Origin of the sequence: Liquorilactobacillus sp., assembly GCF_047719775.1 — a bacterium.
Classification (GTDB): Bacteria; Bacillota; Bacilli; order Lactobacillales; family Lactobacillaceae; genus Liquorilactobacillus.
The window spans coordinates 1-20,981 of sequence record NZ_JBDNTS010000026.1 but is presented as its reverse complement, the minus strand read 5'-3'; the positions used below and the strand labels follow the sequence as shown (position 1 = coordinate 20,981).

At 34.4% G+C, this 20,981-nt stretch carries 24 protein-coding genes; 22 read left to right on the top strand and 2 right to left on the bottom strand.

Annotated features, from left to right (window positions below):
* The 20 genes from ABF682_RS10830 to ABF682_RS10735 form a co-directional block, all read left to right on the top strand.
* The coding region (locus tag ABF682_RS10830) for a competence protein ComGC (protein ID WP_415619808.1) at nucleotides 1-270 on the top strand (270 nt) is incomplete at its 5' end.
* Nucleotides 215-685: a prepilin-type N-terminal cleavage/methylation domain-containing protein gene (locus tag ABF682_RS10825; RefSeq protein WP_415619807.1), complete on the top strand. Its 471-nt coding sequence runs from the start codon at nucleotides 215-217 to the stop codon at nucleotides 683-685. The genes ABF682_RS10830 and ABF682_RS10825, both read left to right, overlap by 56 nt.
* 7 nt (nucleotides 686-692) lie before the next feature.
* Nucleotides 693-914 carry a hypothetical protein gene (locus ABF682_RS10820; protein WP_415619806.1) on the top strand — a complete coding sequence of 74 codons (222 nt, stop codon included), beginning with the start codon at nucleotides 693-695 and terminating at the stop codon, nucleotides 912-914.
* Between the two features lie 4 nt (nucleotides 915-918).
* Nucleotides 919-1,359 (top strand): competence type IV pilus minor pilin ComGF, encoded by a 441-nt coding sequence (locus ABF682_RS10815; protein WP_289981012.1) that lies wholly within the window; start codon nucleotides 919-921, stop codon nucleotides 1,357-1,359.
* A 5-nt stretch (nucleotides 1,360-1,364) separates the two neighbouring features.
* Nucleotides 1,365-1,658: a hypothetical protein gene (locus ABF682_RS10810; protein WP_289981014.1), complete on the top strand. Its 294-nt coding sequence runs from the start codon at nucleotides 1,365-1,367 to the stop codon at nucleotides 1,656-1,658.
* A 74-nt stretch (nucleotides 1,659-1,732) separates the two neighbouring features.
* Complete coding sequence (locus ABF682_RS10805) at nucleotides 1,733-2,740, top strand: class I SAM-dependent methyltransferase (protein ID WP_415619805.1); 1,008 nt, start codon at nucleotides 1,733-1,735, stop codon at nucleotides 2,738-2,740.
* A 38-nt stretch (nucleotides 2,741-2,778) separates the two neighbouring features.
* Complete coding sequence (locus ABF682_RS10800; protein WP_415619804.1) at nucleotides 2,779-3,972, top strand: acetate/propionate family kinase; 1,194 nt, start codon at nucleotides 2,779-2,781, stop codon at nucleotides 3,970-3,972.
* A gap of 132 nt (nucleotides 3,973-4,104) precedes the next feature.
* Nucleotides 4,105-5,484: a bifunctional metallophosphatase/5'-nucleotidase gene (locus ABF682_RS10795; RefSeq protein ID WP_289981022.1), complete on the top strand. Its 1,380-nt coding sequence runs from the start codon at nucleotides 4,105-4,107 to the stop codon at nucleotides 5,482-5,484.
* A gap of 27 nt (nucleotides 5,485-5,511) precedes the next feature.
* Nucleotides 5,512-6,147 (top strand): YutD family protein, encoded by a 636-nt coding sequence (locus ABF682_RS10790; RefSeq protein ID WP_289981025.1) that lies wholly within the window; start codon nucleotides 5,512-5,514, stop codon nucleotides 6,145-6,147.
* A gap of 14 nt (nucleotides 6,148-6,161) precedes the next feature.
* Entirely contained in the window at nucleotides 6,162-6,932 is a 771-nt protein-coding gene (locus ABF682_RS10785; RefSeq protein WP_289981027.1) for a TIGR01457 family HAD-type hydrolase, read from the top strand.
* A complete protein-coding gene (locus ABF682_RS10780) occupies nucleotides 6,933-7,559 on the top strand; it encodes a TIGR01906 family membrane protein (RefSeq protein ID WP_289981030.1) in 627 nt (208 codons plus the stop codon).
* A gap of 826 nt (nucleotides 7,560-8,385) precedes the next feature.
* Nucleotides 8,386-9,540 carry a trans-sulfuration enzyme family protein gene (locus ABF682_RS10775; protein WP_415619803.1) on the top strand — a complete coding sequence of 385 codons (1,155 nt, stop codon included), beginning with the start codon at nucleotides 8,386-8,388 and terminating at the stop codon, nucleotides 9,538-9,540.
* Nucleotides 9,541-9,574: 34 nt separating this feature from the next.
* Nucleotides 9,575-10,558 (top strand): ABC transporter permease, encoded by a 984-nt coding sequence (locus ABF682_RS10770; RefSeq protein ID WP_289981033.1) that lies wholly within the window; start codon nucleotides 9,575-9,577, stop codon nucleotides 10,556-10,558.
* A 10-nt stretch (nucleotides 10,559-10,568) separates the two neighbouring features.
* Nucleotides 10,569-11,315, top strand: coding sequence for an ABC transporter ATP-binding protein (locus ABF682_RS10765; protein ID WP_289981034.1), 747 nt, complete (start codon nucleotides 10,569-10,571; stop codon nucleotides 11,313-11,315).
* A gap of 17 nt (nucleotides 11,316-11,332) precedes the next feature.
* Entirely contained in the window at nucleotides 11,333-12,376 is a 1,044-nt protein-coding gene (locus tag ABF682_RS10760) for an ABC transporter substrate-binding protein (RefSeq protein ID WP_415619802.1), read from the top strand.
* A 286-nt stretch (nucleotides 12,377-12,662) separates the two neighbouring features.
* The gene (locus tag ABF682_RS10755) at nucleotides 12,663-13,964 is read left to right on the top strand and encodes an O-acetylhomoserine aminocarboxypropyltransferase/cysteine synthase family protein (RefSeq protein WP_415619801.1); all 1,302 of its coding nucleotides are present in this window, start codon (nucleotides 12,663-12,665) and stop codon (nucleotides 13,962-13,964) included.
* A gap of 7 nt (nucleotides 13,965-13,971) precedes the next feature.
* Nucleotides 13,972-15,132, top strand: a complete 1,161-nt coding sequence (locus tag ABF682_RS10750; RefSeq protein WP_415619800.1) for an amidohydrolase — start codon at nucleotides 13,972-13,974, stop codon at nucleotides 15,130-15,132.
* Nucleotides 15,133-15,134: 2 nt separating this feature from the next.
* Nucleotides 15,135-16,313 (top strand): aminotransferase class I/II-fold pyridoxal phosphate-dependent enzyme, encoded by a 1,179-nt coding sequence (locus ABF682_RS10745; protein ID WP_415619799.1) that lies wholly within the window; start codon nucleotides 15,135-15,137, stop codon nucleotides 16,311-16,313.
* 1 nt (nucleotide 16,314) lies between these two features.
* Nucleotides 16,315-17,325 carry an NAD(P)-dependent oxidoreductase gene (locus ABF682_RS10740; protein ID WP_415619798.1) on the top strand — a complete coding sequence of 337 codons (1,011 nt, stop codon included), beginning with the start codon at nucleotides 16,315-16,317 and terminating at the stop codon, nucleotides 17,323-17,325.
* Nucleotides 17,326-17,327: 2 nt separating this feature from the next.
* Nucleotides 17,328-17,747 carry a GNAT family N-acetyltransferase gene (locus ABF682_RS10735; protein WP_289981049.1) on the top strand — a complete coding sequence of 140 codons (420 nt, stop codon included), beginning with the start codon at nucleotides 17,328-17,330 and terminating at the stop codon, nucleotides 17,745-17,747.
* Nucleotides 17,748-17,976: 229 nt separating this feature from the next.
* On the opposite strand, the gene ABF682_RS10730 is transcribed toward ABF682_RS10735, so the two are convergent.
* Nucleotides 17,977-18,609, bottom strand: a complete 633-nt coding sequence (locus tag ABF682_RS10730) for a VTT domain-containing protein (protein ID WP_289981053.1) — start codon at nucleotides 18,607-18,609, stop codon at nucleotides 17,977-17,979.
* A gap of 18 nt (nucleotides 18,610-18,627) precedes the next feature.
* Nucleotides 18,628-19,629, bottom strand: a complete 1,002-nt coding sequence (locus ABF682_RS10725; RefSeq protein WP_289981055.1) for an NAD(P)/FAD-dependent oxidoreductase — start codon at nucleotides 19,627-19,629, stop codon at nucleotides 18,628-18,630.
* A 125-nt stretch (nucleotides 19,630-19,754) separates the two neighbouring features.
* Between ABF682_RS10725 and ABF682_RS10720 the strand changes: the two genes are divergently transcribed.
* Nucleotides 19,755-20,327 (top strand): peptidylprolyl isomerase, encoded by a 573-nt coding sequence (locus ABF682_RS10720; protein WP_289981057.1) that lies wholly within the window; start codon nucleotides 19,755-19,757, stop codon nucleotides 20,325-20,327.
* Between the two features lie 22 nt (nucleotides 20,328-20,349).
* Complete coding sequence (locus tag ABF682_RS10715; RefSeq protein WP_289981059.1) at nucleotides 20,350-20,730, top strand: CvfD/Ygs/GSP13 family RNA-binding post-transcriptional regulator; 381 nt, start codon at nucleotides 20,350-20,352, stop codon at nucleotides 20,728-20,730.
* Nucleotides 20,731-20,981: the final 251 nt, after the last annotated feature.

The window sequence follows — 20,981 nt, the reverse complement described above, 5'->3', positions numbered from 1 at the left end:
ATTGAAATGTCAGTCGTAATTTTTATCATCGGGATTTTACTGTTATTGATAATGCCAAAAATTGGTGCACAAAAAAATAGTGCACGAAGAATTGGTGGCGAAGCATTTTCAGAAGTTGTTCAAACGCAAGCTGACTTATACAAAAGTGATACTGGTGACTCAGTAGTTTCGCTTGACCAATTATATGAAAAAAATTATTTAAACAAGAAACAATATGAAAAAGCAAAAGCTGAAAAAATTGTCATTGATTCTGATGAAGAAACAAAATAAAGAGGGCTTTACGTTAGTAGAAGTTATGGCAGTTCTAAGTATTTCAGTTTTCATGCTGTTAATTTCAATTCATCCTATTCAAAATAAGTATAACGAAATTGCTGAGGGAATTTTTTGGGAAAAGTTTGATGAGTCATGGATGAGATTAGTTACGATTGTTCCCAAAAGCGGACAAAAAGGAAATGTATACTTTTATAACGATAAAGCGATTTTTGTAATTAGTAATCAAGAAAAAAAGTATCTTTATTATCCGCAAGGATTGCATTTATACAAGTATCAAAATATTCAAATTTCAGCAAGTGGTCGAGTAAAAGCAGACACAGTTGTTTTTAATTCTGAGGTGACTAAGTTGAAATATATTATTACTTTCCAACTTGCATGGGGGGATTATCGTATTAAAAAAGAGAAGAACTAGCGGTTATTTGCTTGCAGAAGTTGTAATTGAGATGGTCTTATTTTGTGGTTTGATTAGCTTATTTTTTAATGAACAGCGTGTACTTATTGAACATGAAAAACAGCAAATAGGTGAGTTGAAAAAAATAGACAAAAATCTGAATATCAGTAAGAAGATGATGATTGTAGGGTATGATGAATTATCGATGACTGAAAGGCAAAAAATTGATAAATATAAGATTTACAGGTGAAATAATGAGAAGAAATAATTATGGATTTACATTGTTGGAATCGCTTTTAGCACTTCTGTTGACAATTATGATGTTAATAACATTTAGTTTCGCAGTGAGTACAAGCAACAAAATAAGTAAGGAAACAAATGAGCAAGCTTTTTTTAAATGGGAGCAGGCAATGGATGTACTATCATATGATTCAATGAGATTGAAATTTGTTAGTCAGAGTGGTAATGTCACAAAATTATATAATGAATCAACAAATAAGGAGTATCTTCTGTACTTAAAAGATGGCGTCCTCAAGCTGACAGGTGATGAAAGTGGATATCAGCCACTTTTGGATGATGTCAGCTTTTTCAATGCTTCATATGATCAAGAAGAATACATGTTGAAAATCAGAGTTAAGTTTCACGACAGGGAATATTATAAGGAATTGGTCTTGGCTATTAAAAAAGGAGACTGAAATTTTTGAAGAAATCAAGTGGCTATGTTATTTTATCGGCGCTAACTCTGCTTTTAATCATAGGATTGATTTTTAGTGCACAAATGTATTACTATTATGTGCGTTCATCAGCTTTAAAGAAAACAATTGATTTTAAAACAGCTGAAATTCTAGTTAATATAGCAAAAACTAATAATATAGCAAACAATGAAGTTATAGAATTTTATGATGGTACTGTAAAAAAAGATTCAAATAGTTTTAAAATAAATTTGAAATCTGGGGGGAAAATAACAATTATGTTTGATCAACAAGAGGAGTAAAGATAGTTTGTGGATTGAAATTATCTTTTTTTTTCGTTAAACTGGTATAGGTTATTATAAATGGAGTGAGAAAAATGAATTTAAAGAAAATAAGTAGTGCCTATAATTTATTTAATAAAGCGATAAATTTGTTAAAAGAAGATCTAGGTTCTTCATATATGGATGCTCTAGTTGAAACGGGAGACAATTTACTCGAAAAGGGAAAAATAATGGTTGAGGATGGTAAACCAACAGAAAAAAGCATTAAAGAACTGAAGCTTGTTTATGCAGAATTCTTAACCATCAGTCTTTCGTCAGAGGAAATGAGACAAGTTATTCAATTTGCATTAGTTAATGCAGGGAAGGTTGACAAGATTCAACCAAATCATCAAATGACACCCGATTCAATTGGATTGTTAATTGCATATTTGCTTGAACGGATACTAGGTTCAAGAGAAGAAATTAAGATTTTAGACATTGCAGTCGGCACAGGGAACTTATTGAGTACTTTAGCCAATCATTTGAAGCAAAGTAAAATAAAAAAGATTGAATTGTTTGGTGTTGATAATGATGATACAATGCTGGCAGTCGCTGGGACGAGTTTCAAGATGCAACAAATTGAGACTCAGCTATATCATCAGGATGCGATTGACAATTTGATAACACCGAAAGTTGATATTGTTTTAAGTGATTTGCCAATAGGATATTATCCAATTGACGAGCGTGTAGTTAATTTTGAAACCAAGTCGAAGAAAGGACATTCTTTTGTGCATCATTTATTGATTGAACAATCTATGCTGCAGTTGCTTCCAGGCGGATGGGGGATGTTTCTTGTACCTAAGAAGTTATTTGAGTCAGTTGAAGCAAAAAGCTTGCTTGAAGTAATTCAAAAGCAGGCACACTTTCAAGGAATATTGAATTTACCAGCTGATTTATTTGCGACACAAGATAGTGCGAAGTCGCTTTTGTTACTACAAAAACGAGGAAATGGAGCAAAACAGGCAAATCCGGTTCTTTTAGGCGGTTTTCCGGCTATCAAAGATAGAGAGGAATTTACAAAATTTTTACAACAAGTTGATAGCTGGATAAATAAAAATAAGTAAATGTATAAGATTGTTTATTTTAGGAGAAAGAGAATAGTATGAAAATATTAGCAGTAAATGCAGGTAGTTCAACCCTAAAGTGGAAATTGTTTAATATGCCTAGTGCAAAAGTAATTGCTCAAGGGCAGATTGAGCGGATAGGACTTGACAGTGCAGTAGAAACTACTGAATTTGCAGGAAAAAAAAAAATTGAACAAATTCAGTCTGATAATCATCAAGAGGCAGTTACTAGACTTCTTGAGTTGCTTAAAGAATATCAAATTGTCGAGCGACTTGATGAAATTAAGGGTGTTGGACATCGTTTTGTCAATGGAGGGACTGTTTTCAGTAAGTCTGTGGCCGTAAATGCTGAGGTTTTAGTCAAAATGGAGAAATTGAAAGTTTTAGCTCCTTTGCATAATCCTGCTAATATTATGGCAATCAGAGCATTTAAAAAAGTCCTCCCGGAGGCACTCAGTGTGGCGGTTTTTGATACCGGATTCCACCAAACGATGCCGGAAGAAAATGTCATATACAGCATTCCTTATGAATTTTATAAGAAATATCATGTACAGAAATTTGGAGCTCATGGGATAAGTTATCGGTTTGTGTTTAATAAGTTGTTAGAACTGACAAATAATGTAAACCAGAAAGCTAAAACAAATACTATTTTAATGCATTTAGGATCAGGTGCTTCGATTTGTGCGGTTAAGCATGGCAAGTCAATAGATACTAGTATGGGCTTCTCTCCCGTTTCAGGGATTACGATGCAAACTCGATCAGGCGATGTTGATCCATCTTTATTGATATACCTAGAGAATCAATTGGGAGTTAGTTCTACGAGAGTACTTGATATTCTAAATAAAGAATCGGGTATTTTAGGAATTTCCGGAATATCTTCAGATATGAGAGAGGTCTTCGCGCAAAAAGATACTAATCATCGTGCTGATCTGGCGGTTAAGGTATTTATCAATCGAATTGTTAAATATATTGGTTCTTATGCTGCAGAGTTGGGGAGAGTCGATTCACTTGTTTTTACAGGTGGAATTGGTGAAAATGTACCATTTATCCGCAGAATGATTTGCGAACAATTAGGTATTTTTGATATTAAACTTGATAATCAGTGTAACGAGGCTGCAATATCTGTGGAACAGAAGATAAGTAGTACTGATTCTGCAGTTGAGGTGTGGACGATTCCGACAAATGAAGAGTTAATGATTGCCGAAGATGTCTATGAACTGGAGAATAATTAAAAAGATCATAATGTATTATTAAAAAAACAATCTATGGGTAGATTGTTTTTTTAATGCAAAATAAGTTGTAAAATATGGAGTAGATATCAGAGACCGGAAAGAAAATATTTAAATAATTTGAGGGAGGCTGTTATGACTGAAAAGATTACAATTTTACACACAAATGATGTGCATTCACATTTAGAAAATTGGCCTAAAATTAGAAGATATTTAATAGAAAAAAGGAAAAATTTACAGCTTGAGGGTAATCATGTTTTAATTTTTGACTTAGGAGATGCAATGGATCGCGTACATCCCTTGACCGAAGCAACTAATGGAAAAGCAAATGTTGAACTCATGAACACGATTAATTATGATGCTGTTACAATCGGAAATAATGAAGGAATTGGTAATTCACATGAACAATTAGATAATTTATATCGAAATGCTAACTTCCCGGTTATCCTGGACAATATAAAAAATCAAGATAGTGGGTGTCTTCCTTCATGGGTAAAGACCAGTAAAATTTTTGAGACTTCATTTGGTACTAAAATTGGTGTTTTGGCGTGCACTGCACCGTTTCCAGCAACATATGAGATGAATAGGTGGTATGCAGAAAAAGTTGAAAGTGTCCTTCCAAAATTATTGGCAGATTTAAGGGACAAAGCTGATGTAATTATTTTGCTTTCACATCTTGGAATTGATGTTGACCGAGCACTGGCAAAAAGGTTTAAAGAAATTAATATCATTTTGGGAAGCCACACCCACCATCTTTTGGTCAATGGCGAGGTTGTGAATAAGACGCTAATTTGTGCGGCTGGCAAATGGGGACAATATGTTGGAAGAGTTGACTTGGAATGCAATAATAATGAATTGCTTAAAAGCAGTGCAAGTGTAACTGAGGTTGCAAAGTTACCAGAATTCAATGGTGATTTAAGAGAAATTAACAATTATCAGCAAAAGGGTGAAAAAATGCTGGATAGTAAAAAAGTTGCCTTGTTACCAAAAGATTATTTAGGAATTCAAAAAGAATGGTCTCCACTCATGCAGGCAAGTCTAAAAGCTGTCGAGGGTGCTACAGGAACAAAAATTGCAATCTTGAATGGTGGTCTTTTTTTAGGTGACTTACATCAAGGAATAATATCGAAAAAAGATCTACATCGGATTTTGCCTCATCCAATGCGGGTAATCAATGTTAGATTAAACGGCTATAATTTATGGCGTTTAATTAGGGAAATGGAAAAAAATCGAAATCATCTGCGAAATACAATTGTAAAGGGAAATGGTTTCAGAGGTAAAGTCTTTGGGGAAATAGTGTATGATGGAATAAAATATGATTCTCTATCAAAGAATGCTCTAATTCACGAAAGAATGATTGATCCAGGTGCAGATTATGAAATAGCAACGGTGGATAATTTTGTATATTGTCCTTTCTTCCCAACATTAGAAATTGCGGGTCATGTGGATTATTTGGGTGATCGTTTTCTGAGAGATATTGTTGGGGATTACTTTGGAGAAAAATTTCCTGTATAATAACTTTAGGATTGAGGAGCGTGAAGTATGAACAGTGAGAAGAAAGAACGTCGTGAAGCGCAGTTAGCGAAGAAAGCCGAAACCATTAAGGCATATGCTAGCGATGTTCAAATGGAAAGTGAGACACAATTATTAATTGATGGTCATCCTTATGCGATTGAAAAAAATTTTCGTGAGGGATTTGATGTTGAAAAACTTAAGGAACGATTTAGCCAAATACTTGCCAAATATGATTATATCTTAGGCGACTGGGGATATGATCAATTAAGGCTCCATGGCTTTTATGCAACAAATAGCAAAAAGGGTTTTCCTTCACAAAGCATAGATCATTTACAAGACTATCTTTTAGAATACTGTAATTTTGGTTGTGCATATTTTATATTGCATAATTTGGATGTTGCTAAACCTGCTAAGAATACTAAAAAGCGACAGAATCGAAATAACAAAAAGAAAAAGATTGATTCCGATTCAAGGGCAGTAAACAAAAAGCCAAAAGAAGCAGAGCGCAAAAAGAAACCATATATTTCTGAGAAAAAATTTGAAATGCATGAGCGGAAAAATAAAAAAGAAAACATTGCTGTGGCAACTATTAAGAGAAGCAATGTAAGAAAACGGCACTTTGTTATCAGACAAAAAAATGAGCAAAAAGATTCAAAGGTGTAAGAGGAGAGTAAATGATGAAAAGTTACAAGGGCTATCTTATTGATTTAGATGGAACAATCTATCGTGGAAAAGAACCAATTCCAGCAGCAAAAAGATTTATTGATAAGTTGCAAAAGAAGAGTATTCCTTTTTTATTTGTGACAAATAATAGTACGCAGACCCCAGAAAAAGTTGTTAAAAACTTGAGGATGAATTTCGACATTCATGTGGACATTAATAATGTGTATACTTCGGGTTTAGCAACTGCGGACTATGTTGCTGATCTAGACGAGCAAAAAAGGAGTGCATATGTAATTGGCGAAAGCGGATTAAAAAAGGCACTCTTTGATAGAGGATTTACATTTGAAGAAGAGCAACCAGATTACACAATTGTTGGGTTGGACTATGATGTTACCTATCATAAATTTGAATTGGCAACTCTTGCAATTAGGAATGGTTCTAGGTTCATTGGAACTAACGCTGATACTAATTTACCTAATGAAAGAGGACTTGTTCCTGGGGCAGGATCTGTTATTTCTTTGGTAGAATGTGCAACACAGCAAAAGGCTACATATATCGGCAAACCAGAACCTATTATTATGAAGAAAGCGTTGAAGAAAATTGGTCTATCTAGCAATGAGGTTATAATGGTTGGCGATAATTATATGACAGATATTTTAGCAGGAATCAGAAGTGAGATTGATACATTGCTTGTTTATACAGGTGTGTCAACACATGAGCTTATTAAGCAAAAAGAAATTAAGCCAACGTATGAAATCGAGTCGCTTGATGAATGGAAATTCTAAATGGTAAAAGACAGAGGAAGAAGTTTTATAGATGGTCTTATTCTTTTTTTGTTTATTTTATCCTTGAGCATTACAATCACAATTAATTTTACGCCACTTTACCATTTTTTTGTTCTTAAGGATAACCTTGGCAGTCTAGTTGGCTTGAACAGCTCGGAGCTAATGAAAGAATATTATCGGTTACTTTCTTTTTTGAACTATCCTTGGATTAACAAGTTAAATTTATCTTTACCGTCTTCGACTAATGGGATGCATCATTTCTTTGATGTCAAACATTTATTTCTTGTTAATTATTGTGTGTTGGTATTAACTAGTGTGCTTGCGTATTTGGTTATAAAAAAAATGAAGATTGAAAAAAGTCAATGGAAATTAATTGTTCCTGCGAAGGTTATGATGTTAGTTTTATTTGTTTTAGTCATGATAATGGCACTCAATTTTAATAAATTCTTTATTGGATTTCACGAAGTTTTATTTAGAAATAGCGACTGGCTTTTTGATCCAAAACTAGATCCGATAATTAATACGTTACCAGATACTTTCTTTATGGCATGTTTTGTCTTCTTTTTTTGTCTGATAGAGTTTTTTTTGTGGATTGGTGTTATCTATGGAAAGAAAAGCTTACGCTGATATAAAATTTCTTAGGAGAAATTGCTTAGTTTTTATTTTAAAATCGAAAGAATTATAATTAAAAAAATTCTTGACAAAGAAGACTGGTGAGATTAGAATTCACTGTAATGAATTAATACTTTTTAATTATTATATCTTTTGAAAAGAAGAGTAGCTATATTGAATTGAATACAGAGAACTTATGTTAGCTGAGAGTAAGTATCAATTAGGATAGTGAAGATGAACTTGGATATAGAAGTATTCGGTGAAAGCCGCGTACTCGGTAGGAACCGTTATTTTTCCGGATATCGTTTTTATAAGTATCGTTGAGACACGGTTTTAGTGTGAAAAAAGGGTGGTACCGCAATTGATTTTGCCCCTTGTTTGTTGATGACAATAGACAGGGGCTTTTTTTGTACAATAATATAATAAGATTGAGTGGTGGGCATAGAAAAAATAGATTGATGAATAGATGTGAAATGAGTTTTTCTTATAATTTAATATAAAAATTAGCAAAAGATGAGTAATTCCTTTGAAAAATTTACAGAGAGGCTATATTGATGAGAGTAGTCATTGAAGCAAACGAATGAAGATGGTCTGTTGAATCTAATTCCAGTGTGAGCCCTTTTGGGGTAAGCAGTGGACGGGAATGCCTGTTATAGCATCACAGTTATGAATAGCATCATTTTTATGACTTGGTAAGGATCTTCAAAGAAATTTGATTATTAAATAACGAGTGGTAACGCGAAAGAATCGCCTCGTAGTCGAAAATGACTATGGGGTGTTTTTTTTATAGAATCAAGGTTTATTTCAATAAAAAATAATAGGGAAAGTGTGGAGATATATAATGTCTGAATTTGATACAAAATTAGTTCATGGAAAAATACAAAATGATAATAATACTGGAGCAGTAAATGTTCCCATTTATAATTCGTCAACTTATATTTTTCCAAAGGTTGATGCTAAAATTCGTTGGGATTATGCACGTTCGGGGAATCCGACCCGAAGTTATTTAGAAGATCAAGTTGCAGAATTAGAAGGGGGATATCAGGGATTCGCATTTTCATCAGGGTTAGCAGCAATTCATTCAGTATTCTCAATTTTTTCACCAGGAGATCATATCATAATTGGAGATACTGTTTATGGTGGAACTTTTAGATTGATAAACCAAATATTCAAAAAATGGAACTTAGAGTTCACAGCAGTTAATACACAGGACGTAGCAATTGTAAGAAATGCTATTAAAGAAAACACCAAGGCTATTTATTTTGAAACGTTCTCCAATCCTTTACTGCGTGTGACGAGTGTCAAGGAGACTGCAAAGATTGCAAAAGAAAATAATTTATTAACGATTGTCGATAATACTTTTTTAACTCCATATCTGCAAAAGCCACTCAAATTAGGCGCAGATATAGTTATCCATTCTGCAACAAAATATTTAGGTGGACATTCTGATGTGATTGCCGGTGTTGTAGTTGCTAAAAATAAAGAATTAGCTGAACAAATCTATTTCAATCAAAATGGAATTGGTGCGGTTTTATCTCCAGAGTCTTCTAACCTAATTAGAAGAGGGGTTCAGACATTAGCAGTTAGAATGGACAGGCATCTTAGCAATACTACAAAAATTGTAGAGTTTTTACAAACTCGTGAAGAAATCAAACAGATATATTTTCCGGGTTTATCAGGAACAAAGGATTACGAAATTGCTAGTCAAGAGGTTAATGGCTACGGTGGACTTGTTTCTTTTGAGCTACAAGAAGGTCTTGATGCAATCAAATTTGTTGAAAGCCTAAAACTGATTCAGCTTGCGGTCAGCTTAGGGGCAGTTGAAAGCTTAATAGAATTACCATATAAAATGACTCATGCAGAACTTTCAAAAGAACAACAAGAAGAGATTGGAATAACCTCGCAGTTAGTTAGATTATCGGTTGGAATTGAATCACCAAATGATTTAATTACGGATATTCAACAAGGACTTGATTTATTACATTATCACCGTTGAAGTGCGATTTTACATGTGAGAAAGTGGGTTTTTTATGGGAAATAGTAAACAGGCAATTCTTAATAGAAAATATTGGAAGAGGTGGTCGCTCAACTGGAACGTACTCAGTATTTTAGCTGTTGTTGTTGCATTGGTCGAAAATCTGTTAGTTACTTCAAGTGAAAGTGTAGATAATGGACCCTATCGAATATTTCTGTTAGTTTTTATGTTTTATCTTTTGTTTGTATATTTAGTAGGCTCTTTTTTTAATCTAAGAGTGAAGTTTTATAGTGGACATTTTGCGCAGCTAAATCTTTCTTTGGGAATTTTACTATGTATTCAAGATTTATTGACAGAGAAGTTTGGAACTTTAGCTTTACCGTACTTTGTCAGTTTTGCGCAAATTTTAGAACAAATCAGATACGATGCAGTACTGTTGTTGGAATCAATGATATCGTCGCTGATTTTATGGCTTATTAGTTTTGTAATAGGGACATTGATTGGAGTTGTTCTAGGAATATTACTAGGAAGGTATCGCCAATTCAATTATTGGTCATTCCCTTATTTGAAAGTAATTGGCATAATTCCTGCAGCAGCTTGGATGCCATTGACTATGGTAGTATTTCCAAATAGTTTTTTAGCAGAAGTTTTTTTAATTGTCTTATCAGTTTGGTTTCCTGTAGCTTTTATGACTATTGGAGGCGTACAAAGTATTTTGCCGACATATTTTGAAGCAGCATATACCCTTGGATTCAATGAACACAAAATTATTCAGAAGGTTGTAATTCCAGGTGCACTGCCCAACATTTTTACTGGTATTTTTACGTCTCTAGGATTGTCTTTTACGATGCTAGTAATCTCGGAAATGATTGGGGCAAAAGTTGGATTAGGATGGTACATCAACTGGGCAAAGAGTACCGGAAATTACAGTCAATTGTATGCTGCAATCGTAATCATGGCACTACTTTTTTCAATTATCTTTGCACTGATTAACAAAATTCAAGAGAAAGCACTTCGTTGGCGGAGAACGGCAAGTTAGGGGGACGGTTATGGCTTTTCTAAAAGTAAAGAATGTTACTCGAGAGATTTTTAATAATAACGGTCAGTATTTGAAAATTATTGATGATATTAATTTTTCTGTTGTAGATGGAGAATTCTTATCATTAATCGGTCCTTCAGGTTGTGGCAAGACAACCTTGTTACGCGTTATTTCTGGACTTGATAATCCTGAAAAAGGTGAAGTGACACTCGCAGGAGAAAAAATTGTTAAACCATCAGTTTCAAGAGGATATGTCTTTCAGCATGGAAGCTTGTATCCATGGGAAACGATTAGGCAAAATATAAGTTCTGGGATACAGGTTGTGCAGGGTAAGAACTTTAATCAGAAGTTGGTGGATTACTTCATAGAAGTTATGGGGTTACAAGGATTTGAAGATGCATATCCAAATCAAGTGTCAGGTGGGATGGCACAAAGGGCTGCACTGGCAAGATCATTAGTTTTAAATCCACAGCTGTTGCTCTTGGATGAACCAATGGGGGCACTGGATGCATTTACGCGAGTCGATGTCCAAAATATTATTTACAAAATTTGGCAGGAAAAGAAAACAACGATGATTTTAGTCACACACGATATTGATGAGGCTATTTATTTAAGTCAAAGGATTTTAGTGATGACTCCACATCCGGGTCGAGTCAAAGAAATCGTTAAGAATGATTTACCATTTCCGCGAAAACGCGATAGTTCTGAATTCTTGGATACAAGAAAAAAGCTACAACAAATACTAAATTTTAAATAAGGTGAGGAGATAATCGGATGAGTAATCAAAAAGGATTTATGGGGAATGCATTAAAGTTCGCAGCAATATTTCTAGCAACAATTGGGATTTTTTTTGTTTTCAATAATCATTTAATTTATGCTAGCTCAGGCTATAAATACGGTTCAATAACTATCCCAGCAAAGAACGGAACGATTTGCGGGGCTCCCAATTATATTGCATATGAAAAAGGATTTTTCAAAAAAAATGGGCTTAAAGCGGATTTAGTTGCTAAACCAACAAACATTGGAGATCTTGAAGCTGGGTTCTCAAGTGGTAAATATGATGCTCTAAATGGTGATTTTCAGTATTTGCCAGCTATTCAAAATGGAGCACAAATTCTTGCTGCTGGTGGATTACACCAGGGATGTATCGAAGTCTTGGTTCCTAAGAATTCGAGCATACATAGTGTCAAGGATTTAAAAGGCAAGACAATTGGTACACCTGGCGAAGGTTCTACTGGTCAATATGTTGCAACAATCGCTTTGCAGCATGCGGGGATTGATGTTAAAAGTGGGGTGACTTGGAAAACCTTTGATTATGATTTGTTAACTAAGGCAGCGGAAAAAGGCGAAGTGGATGCAATCGCCACCGTGGATCCTTATGCTTATCAAGCACAAAAACAAAATCATTTCAGGGTAATTGTTAATAATAATAACAGTTCTAACAGTACTAAAATGGCAAAGATGGGTATGAAGAAGAGTGGTTCTTGTTGCTATTTGTATTTGCCACAAAAACTGGTTAAGGAAAATCCAGCAAAAGCCGCAGCAATTGTGAAATCATATAAAGAAGCGGCAGCATGGATTGATAAACATCCTTCAGAAACTGCCAGCATTCTTCTAGACAAAAAATATGTAGCAGAGACAAAATTTGTTAACCATAAAAATGTTACGAGTTTGATTAAGAGCTATCATTTCTCATTGAAGGGTAAAGCTGGTAAAGCAGACTTGAAGTATTACGCAGAACAATTGAAAAAGGCTGGATTTTTAAAGAGTAATACCAATGTGAACAAATTGATAAAGAATGCATACTATAAAAATTAAAGATAGATATGAATGAATTTAAAAAGGGTAAAAATTACTAGTTCTTATCAGTATTTATGTGACAAGTTAGCTGATTTTGAAGAATAACTTTCGGAATATGCCGGGATGAATTAAAACGCTAAAAGTCGGTAAAAGCAGTTAGATTACTTTACCAATCGAAAAAAGGAAAATGAAATGCTTAAGAAAAATAAACAAAAATGAATTGCAGGTAATGCTGTAATATTGCAACAGCTAAGAAAAATTTGTAAGAAACTAATGTTTGAGTTTGATAAAGGAGCTGAGTTTAATGAGTAATGAATTCGATACAAAAAAGATTCATAGTGGATATGAACCGAAGAATTTTGATTATTCCGCAACTGTTCCGATTTTTCAAAGTGTTGCTTTTGACTTAGGGAACACTGGACGTGCAGATCAAATAGTTCGCGGCGAATTACCAGGAGCTTTTATGTATTCAAGAGTAGCCAATCCAACTGTTGATATCTTTGAAAAAAGAATTAATGCTCTTGATGGCGGTGTAGGGGCAGTTGCGGTCGCTTCTGGTATGGCAGCTATCACCTACGCGATTTTAAATGTCGCCGAAGGAGGAGGAAGAATTATTGCTCCGTTAGATATCTATGGAGCTTCATTGGATGAGTTTAGGACGCTTTTACCTAAGTATAATATTAATTTTGATTTTGTTGAAAATATTAATGATTTCGATAAGATTCAAGAACTTATAAGGCCTGATACGAAGGCTATCTATGTTGAGAGTGTTTCTAATCCGATTACAAATATTGCTGATATATCACAGCTAGCTAAATTAGCACATAAAAATAAAATTCCATTGATTGTTGATAATACTTTTCCTACTCCTTATCTGTTCAATCCGATTAAGTTTGGAGCTGATATTATTGTCTATTCTTCAACTAAAGGTATTAGCGGGCATGGTAATGTTGTGTCTGGAATAATTGTGGATGGAGGGAAGTTCGAATGGACTAAGGAGAAATTTCCCCAATTTTTTGAACCTGAATTAACCTTAGATAAAGAGGGAAGAGAAGATAATAGTTTTGTAGGAGTATTTGGCAAAAGGGCTTTTAGTGCACATCTGCGGACAAAATATTTGAGACTGATGGGAGCGGTATTAAATCCTTTTGCAGCTTATCTTGGATTGCTAGGGCTTGAAACATTGTCAGAAAGAGTTAACAAAGAAGTTTTGACTGCCTTAAAGATTGCTCGATATTTAGAAAAAAATGAACACATCGAAAAAATTTTTCATAGTGGACTCTTAAATACACCGCAAAGAGACTTGGTTGAGAAATATTATCCCAATGGAATAGGAACCGTATTCTCATTTAAATTAAGGGGAACGGTGGAAAATATCAAAAAATTATTAAATAGTGTTAAGCTTTTTACTTACTTACCCAATGTTGGTGACAACCGCTCACTCATTGTTAATCCGAGTGGAACAACTCATCGTGAGGTACCCGAAGATGAAAGAAAAAGGCAAAATATTTCAGATAACCTTATTAGGCTTTCTATTGGGTTAGAAGATGCGTCTGATTTAATTCGAGATTTAGAACAAGCGATTAAACAAGCTTTTAAGGAGTGAGAGTAAATTGACTAAAAAAAAGATTGTAATTGATTTAAAAGAAATAATCGAGTTGCGTCATTATTTTCATCAACATCCTGAGTTGTCCAATAATGAATTCAATACTACAAAGAAGATTAAAGCAGTTTTGACTGCTTGGAAAGTTTCAATTTTACCAACTGGTTTAGATACTGGTATTTTGGCAGAAATCAAGGGCAAACAAACGGGTTCAATTATTGCTTTGAGGGCAGATATTGATGCTTTGCCTGTTCAAGAAGAAACAAGCCTAGCTTTTAAATCACTCAATTCAGGAATAATGCACGCTTGTGGTCATGATTTGCATTTAACTAGTCTACTAGGAGCAATAAAGTACTTTAAAGATAATCGAGATCAGATTAAGGGGACAATCAGATTTTTGTTTCAACCAGCTGAAGAAGCTGGCGGCGGAGCAGAACAAGTTATTAAAAAAAATGTGCTTAAAGATGTGAAAGCTATTCTAGGTTTTCATAATAATCCTAATTTACCAGTTGGTACCATTGCAGTGCAATCGGGTCCGATGATGGCAGGCTGCTATAAATTCGAGATTACAATAAAGGGTCAAGGATCACACGGAGCAAAGCCAGAAAAGGGGCATGATCCAATAATTGCCGTAACTGAAATAGTTGGTGCTTTGCAGACAATTGTAAGTAGAAATATTAATCCGCAAGATGCAGTAGTTGTAAGCGTCACTAATATTAACGCAGGAAATGTTTGGAATGTTATCCCTAGTGAGGCTTATCTTCAAGGAACCGTGCGCCTTTTTGACGAAAAAAATGCCAAATTGGTGAGACAGAGACTTTTTGAACTAACAGAAGGAATTGCTAAAGCATTTGGACAGTCGGTTGAAATAGGTTGGAGCGAACGAGCACTTCCAATAAATAACGATTCAAATTTGACACAGGCAGTAATCAATAATTTATCAAGTACAGTTCATAAGCCTCTTCTTTCAATGGCAGGAGAAGATTTTGCTACCTATCAAAAAAAAATTCCTGGTGTCTTCGCTTTTGTTGGTTCTAACGGTGCACTAGATGCGGCAGACTGGCATGAACCAAATTTTGTTGGCCTCGATGAAACTTTGACAACGGGGGTTGATTATTTTATTGAAGGTGCAAAAGGATTGTTAGCATATCTGAATGAGGAGATGAAATAAAGTTGAAAGATGAACTCATTTCTTTACTGAATAAGAATTTATTGGAAGTTGAACCATCATTAATTAGAAAGTTTGATGAGGAAATTAGTGAGATACCTAATATAGTAAAACTAACATTGGGTGAACCTTATTTTAACACTCCCGACCATATCAAAATAGCAGGAATAAAAGCAATTATTGACAATCAGACACACTATGCTCCTAATCGTGGAATAGCTGAACTTAGAGGAGCGATAAGTAATTATTTAAAGCGTCATTACGCAGTATCATATGATCCGCAGGAACAAATTATAGTCACTAATGGTGCCAGTGAAGCAATCAGCACGGTCATGAACTCTTTTTTGGGACAAGGTGATGTAGTTTTGTGTCCTTCACCAGCCTTTGGACTGTATCGGAATTTAGCAAAAATAAACGGAGCTAAGTATATAGAAATTGATACGGAAAACGATAAATATAAATTAACTCCAGAAAAGTTAAAGGAATACTTAAATAAATATCAAACATCCGTTAAGATGCTAATTTTCAACTATCCCAACAATCCAACAGGAGTTAGTTATTCTGAAATTGAAATAAAAAAACTTGCAGAGGTCTTGAGAGAATACTCGGTAGTTGTTTTGAGTGACGAAATTTACAGTGAACTTATTTATAAGGAAAAACATGTATCAATTGCATCTTATTTACCAGAAAAGACACTGCTAGTTAATGGAGTATCTAAGTCGTATGCCATGACTGGCTGGCGTGTGGGATATCTATGCGGACCAAAGAAACTAATTAGAAATTTGGCAAAACTTCATCAGGCTAATGTTGCGACGATTGGAACTATAAATATGATTGCTGCTGCAGAAGGATTAATTAATGGTGACGAAGATATAAAAAAGATGCGTGCAGAATATGAAAAAAAGAGAGACTTTGTTTGCAAACGGCTAAGGGACATTGGTTATTCTTTTATACCGGCTGATGGAGCATTCTACATCTATGTCAAATTACCACATGATTTTCAGGGCTCTAGCATTGATTATGCAAGAATACTTGCTCAAAGGGCACATGTCGCGGTTATTCCTGGAGCAGCATTTGCAATCCAAGATCAAAAATATTTTCGTATTAGTTACGCTGTCTCAGATGATAAATTGGCTAGTGCGCTGAAACGTTTAGAAAAATTTGTAAAGGGCAGGCGAAGATAAATTGATAAAAATAATTGCTTATCATGTTCGACAAGATGAAGAACCATTTATTGCACAATGGAGCAAGAAAAATGAAATTGAGGTTAAAAGTGTTCCATTCGAACTTCACCCTGATACTGTGGAATATGCAAAAGGGTATGATGGAATTATTTTTAAACAACGTAGTAAATTAGATGAAGATGGTTTGATTTATCAAGTCTTAAAGAGTTATGGAATTCGTCAGTTATCTTGTCGTTCGGCGGGGATAGATACAGTTAATCTTAGTGCGGCTAAATTAAATGGTATCAAAGTGACGAATGTTCCTTCATATTCTCCGCATGCGGTTGCAGAATTAGTTTTGATGCAGGCAATGCAACTGATTAGACATTATCCAGAATTCAAAGCACGCTTGGATAATAACGATTATGTTGTTGATGGATTGCGTTCACGTGAACTTTCGGAATATGTCATTGGGATTATCGGAGTTGGCAGAATTGGGAGAACAGTTGCTCAGATATTTCACAGTTTAGGGGCAAAGGTTCTTGGGAATGATTTGGTAAGAAATCCAGAGTTAGAGCAAGCTGGAACTTTGAAGTATGTTGAAAAAGATGAGATTTATCGAAAAGCAGATATTGTGACCTCACATGTTTATTTGAGTGAGCAAAATATTCACTTAATCGGTCAAAATGCTTTTTCTAAGATGAAATCAACCGCTTTTTTAATAAATGATTCTCGAGGATCGATTGTGAACACTGCTGATTTGTTAGTTGCTTTGGAGAAAAAACAGATTGCTGGAGCAGCATTAGATGTAGTTGAAGAAGAAACTAAGATTTTTAATTTGAAATTTGATAGGCAAACTCCAGTGGTCAATTACAATCTGCTTAAAGAATTGCCGAATGTGATTTTGACACCACATATTGCTTTTTACACAGACATTGCAGTTGAACGAATGGTAAAACAAGCTCTAGATGATGCATTAAACATTATTCAAGGAAAGCACAGTGTGCATGAAATAAGTTTCAAGGGAGAATAAAGATGGTTAAATTCAGAAGAATGACGATTAATGATTATGAACAGGCATATACTTTATGGGAGAGAACACCAGGAATGAATCTTCAATCCTTGGACAATACACGAGCTGGAATTATGCGTGTAATTGACTGCAATTCTAACCTGTGTTTTGTTGCTGAAGACCAAGAAATAGTAATTGCAACAATCTTAGGAGCAACTGATGGTAGAAAGGGTTATTTTTACCACGTTGCAGTTGCTAAAAATTTTCAACATCAGCAGATTGGAAAAAAATTGATTTCAAAGGTTCTAGAAGAATTTAAGTTGGAAAATATTGAAAAAGTTGGTTTGTTCACGGTTATGGATAATAGTGAAGGACAGAAATTCTGGGAGCATCTAGGATTTAAGGAGCGGCCTGATATAAAATATTTGGATTTAGATTTGTAATTACATTGGAATATTTTTTGTCAAACCAGAAGTTTACTTTTAGCTGAAGAAAAGGGAATATGGTGTTGGAAAAGGTTGAATACTAAGTTAGACAGAGAGTTTTGACTTATGAAACACATTTATACATTTATGCACAATAAAGAGGTGAGACTAGATCAAAATTTAACTTTTGACACAGTCCCACCTCTGTATAGTAATGTTTATTTATAAAACTCAAAATGATTCTTGATCAGTGTCTTTTTTTGAGAGCGCCTATTATTGCTGGAATTAATGAAACAGCAATGATTCCAATGACCACCAGTGAAAAGTGCTCTTTTACAAATGGAATATTTCCAAAGAAATAGCCGGAACCACAGCATAAGGTCATCCATGCTGTTGCACCAATTATATTATAGCGGAAGAATTTGCTATAGGGCATGTGACTGCTGCCAGCAACAAAAGGAGACATTGTTCTGATAATTGGCATGAAGCGAGCCAACGAAATTGCAACGCCACCATGTTTTTCAAAAAAAGCACGAGTATGCTCGAGATTTTCTTCTTTTATGAATTTCCCTAAGAAGGAATTCTTGTGTATAGAATCGCCTATTTTGTGACCAATAAAGAAATTAAGAGAATCCCCAAGAATAGGTGCAATCCAGAATAACAGGACAAATATCCAAATATTTAAATGATAAGTAGAATTTGCTGCGAGTGCACATGCAGCAAAGAGCAAGGAATCACCAGGTAAAAATGGCATTATTACAGCACCAGTCTCTACAAAAATGATTGTGAATAAAATGAGGTATGTCCAATCTCCAAATGTATTGACAATTGTTATTAGATGGGTATCAATATGTAAAATAAAATCAATTAAAAAGTTCATCTGTTGCTCCTTGTTTTGTTAGTTTAATTCTGGAAAATTTTTAATGAGTTGTGTGCTGTGAGCAGCTTGCCGGATATCGGGATGAATGTACCTCATTGCACTATTAATGGCAATAGGAGCTTCACCAAAGCCCGTTGCAATCAGATTAACTCGGCCAGAGTAGTTGATTATATCGCCAATAGCAAAAATTCCTGGAATAGATGTTTCCATGTCGGTTTTTACTGTAATTAAATTATGTTCGGTTTCAAGCTGCCATGATTTAAGTGTTTTGTTGTTAGATACAAAGCCATAGTTTACTAGAAGAAAGTCAGCTAAAATTTCTTTTGTTTCCGCAGTTTTTACTTTTTTAAGAGTAATTCTTATTTTATCATCATCAGAATCTAAATTACTGATAAGATAAGGCGTTTCAAAAATTGTTTTTGTTTTTTTCAGTTGTTCAATACTGCTTTCTAAAGCTCTGAACTTATCTCTTCTATGGATTATGCTAACAGATTTAGCAATCTTCCGCATTTCAAGTGCCCAATCAACAGCCGAGTCGCCACCTCCAGCAATTGCAACATCTTTATCACGAAATTCCTGAGGATTTTTTACGAAATAGCGAAGCTGCTTATTTTCAAATCTCTCTGCATTTTCAATAGCAAGTCTTCGTGGTTGAAAAGCACCAACACCTGTTGCAATAATAATAGTACGTGAATAAGTTTTCTTTTTTGTAGTTGTAATTGCAAAACCCAAATCAGTTTTAGCAATAGTTTGAACGGTTTCGTTTAAAAAAATATCAGGTTTAAATTGGTCATTTTGGATTAAAAGATTATTAATAAGCTGGGTGCCCTTAATGGAATTGAATCCTGGAATGTCGTATAAGTTTTTCGCTGGAAATAGTGTGCTGACTTGACCACCAAGTTGATCCAAACTTTCAATTAACTGTGTTTTGGCTTGGCGCATGCGAGCATATGTTGCTGCAAAAATACCGATAGGACCACCGCCAATGATGGTGATGTCATAGTAATTTTCGTTTTTCATTGTAATGCTCCTTTCAATTATGTACACTTAGATACATTAGCATAATTAGTTTGTAAAATAAATTAAATTGGAAAAATGTTTACTATTTCGATAGAATAAACTATATAAAAAAGGAGGAATTAGAAATGTTTCCACAATTAGAAGAAAATCAGACAAATCCCAAGGTGACATTACAGACGAACCTTGGTGAAATCGTAATTGAACTTTTTCCAGAGAAAGCTCCCAAAACGGTGGATAATTTTCTCAAGCTTGCGCAAGAAGGTTACTATGAAGGTGTTATTTTTCACCGAGTAATAAAAGACTTTATGATTCAAGGTGGAGATCCCACAGGTACAGGTATGGGCGGGCAAAGCATTTGGAATCAGGCTTTTGAAGATGAATTTTCAAACGAACTTTTTAATTTAAGAGGAGCGTTATCAATGGCAAATGCTGGGCCAAATACTAACGGAAGCCAGTTTTTCATTGTTCAAAATAAGAATTTTCCTAGTCAGATGATTGAACAGATGCAACAAGCAGGGTATCCTACTGAAATTGTCGAAGAGTATCAAAAAGGTGGTACGCCATGGTTGGATCATCACCATACTGTTTTTGGACAGGTTCGTTCTGGACTAGATGTTGTTGATGCAATTGCTGAGGTTGAGAGTGTACAGGATAAACCAGTTGATGACGTAATAATCAATAAAGTTATTACTGAATAGTTTTTGGTAAGAGGCGACAGCAATGAAATATAAAATTGGATCAATTGTTGAGGGAAAGATAACAGGGATACAGGCGTACGGAGCTTTTGTTGCGCTTGATACTCATACGCAGGGTTTAATACACATTTCAGAATGTCATCCAGGTTTTGTCTCGGATATCCATCATTATCTAAAAATTGCGCAAACTGTTAGGGTAATGATTATTGACATTGATGAGTATACTGGAAAAATAAGTTTATCAATAAGATGTATAAAAGAACCATCTATCAATGTGACTGAAGAACATATTAGATGTGTACACAAACATTATTGGACAAATTATAAAGTCAATGACGGTTTTGAACCAATAAAAATGCGATTAAATAGTTGGACTAATGATGCATTACACGATATAGAGAGTTAATTGAAAAAATTCTAAAATAATACTTGACTGTGAATGAATAAATTGATATTATATTTCTTGTTGGTCATCAGTAATTGTTGTAAGGTTAGAAAAAATTACTGTTTTCCAAAATGAATATTGTTGGATATTTATTCTTTTTTTGTTTTTTATAAACAAAAAAAGTTGACAAGCATCTAACAATCAAGTATCATTAAATAGTTGCGTTGAGCAATTATGTAGACCTTTGAAAACTGAACAAAGTTTCGACAAAT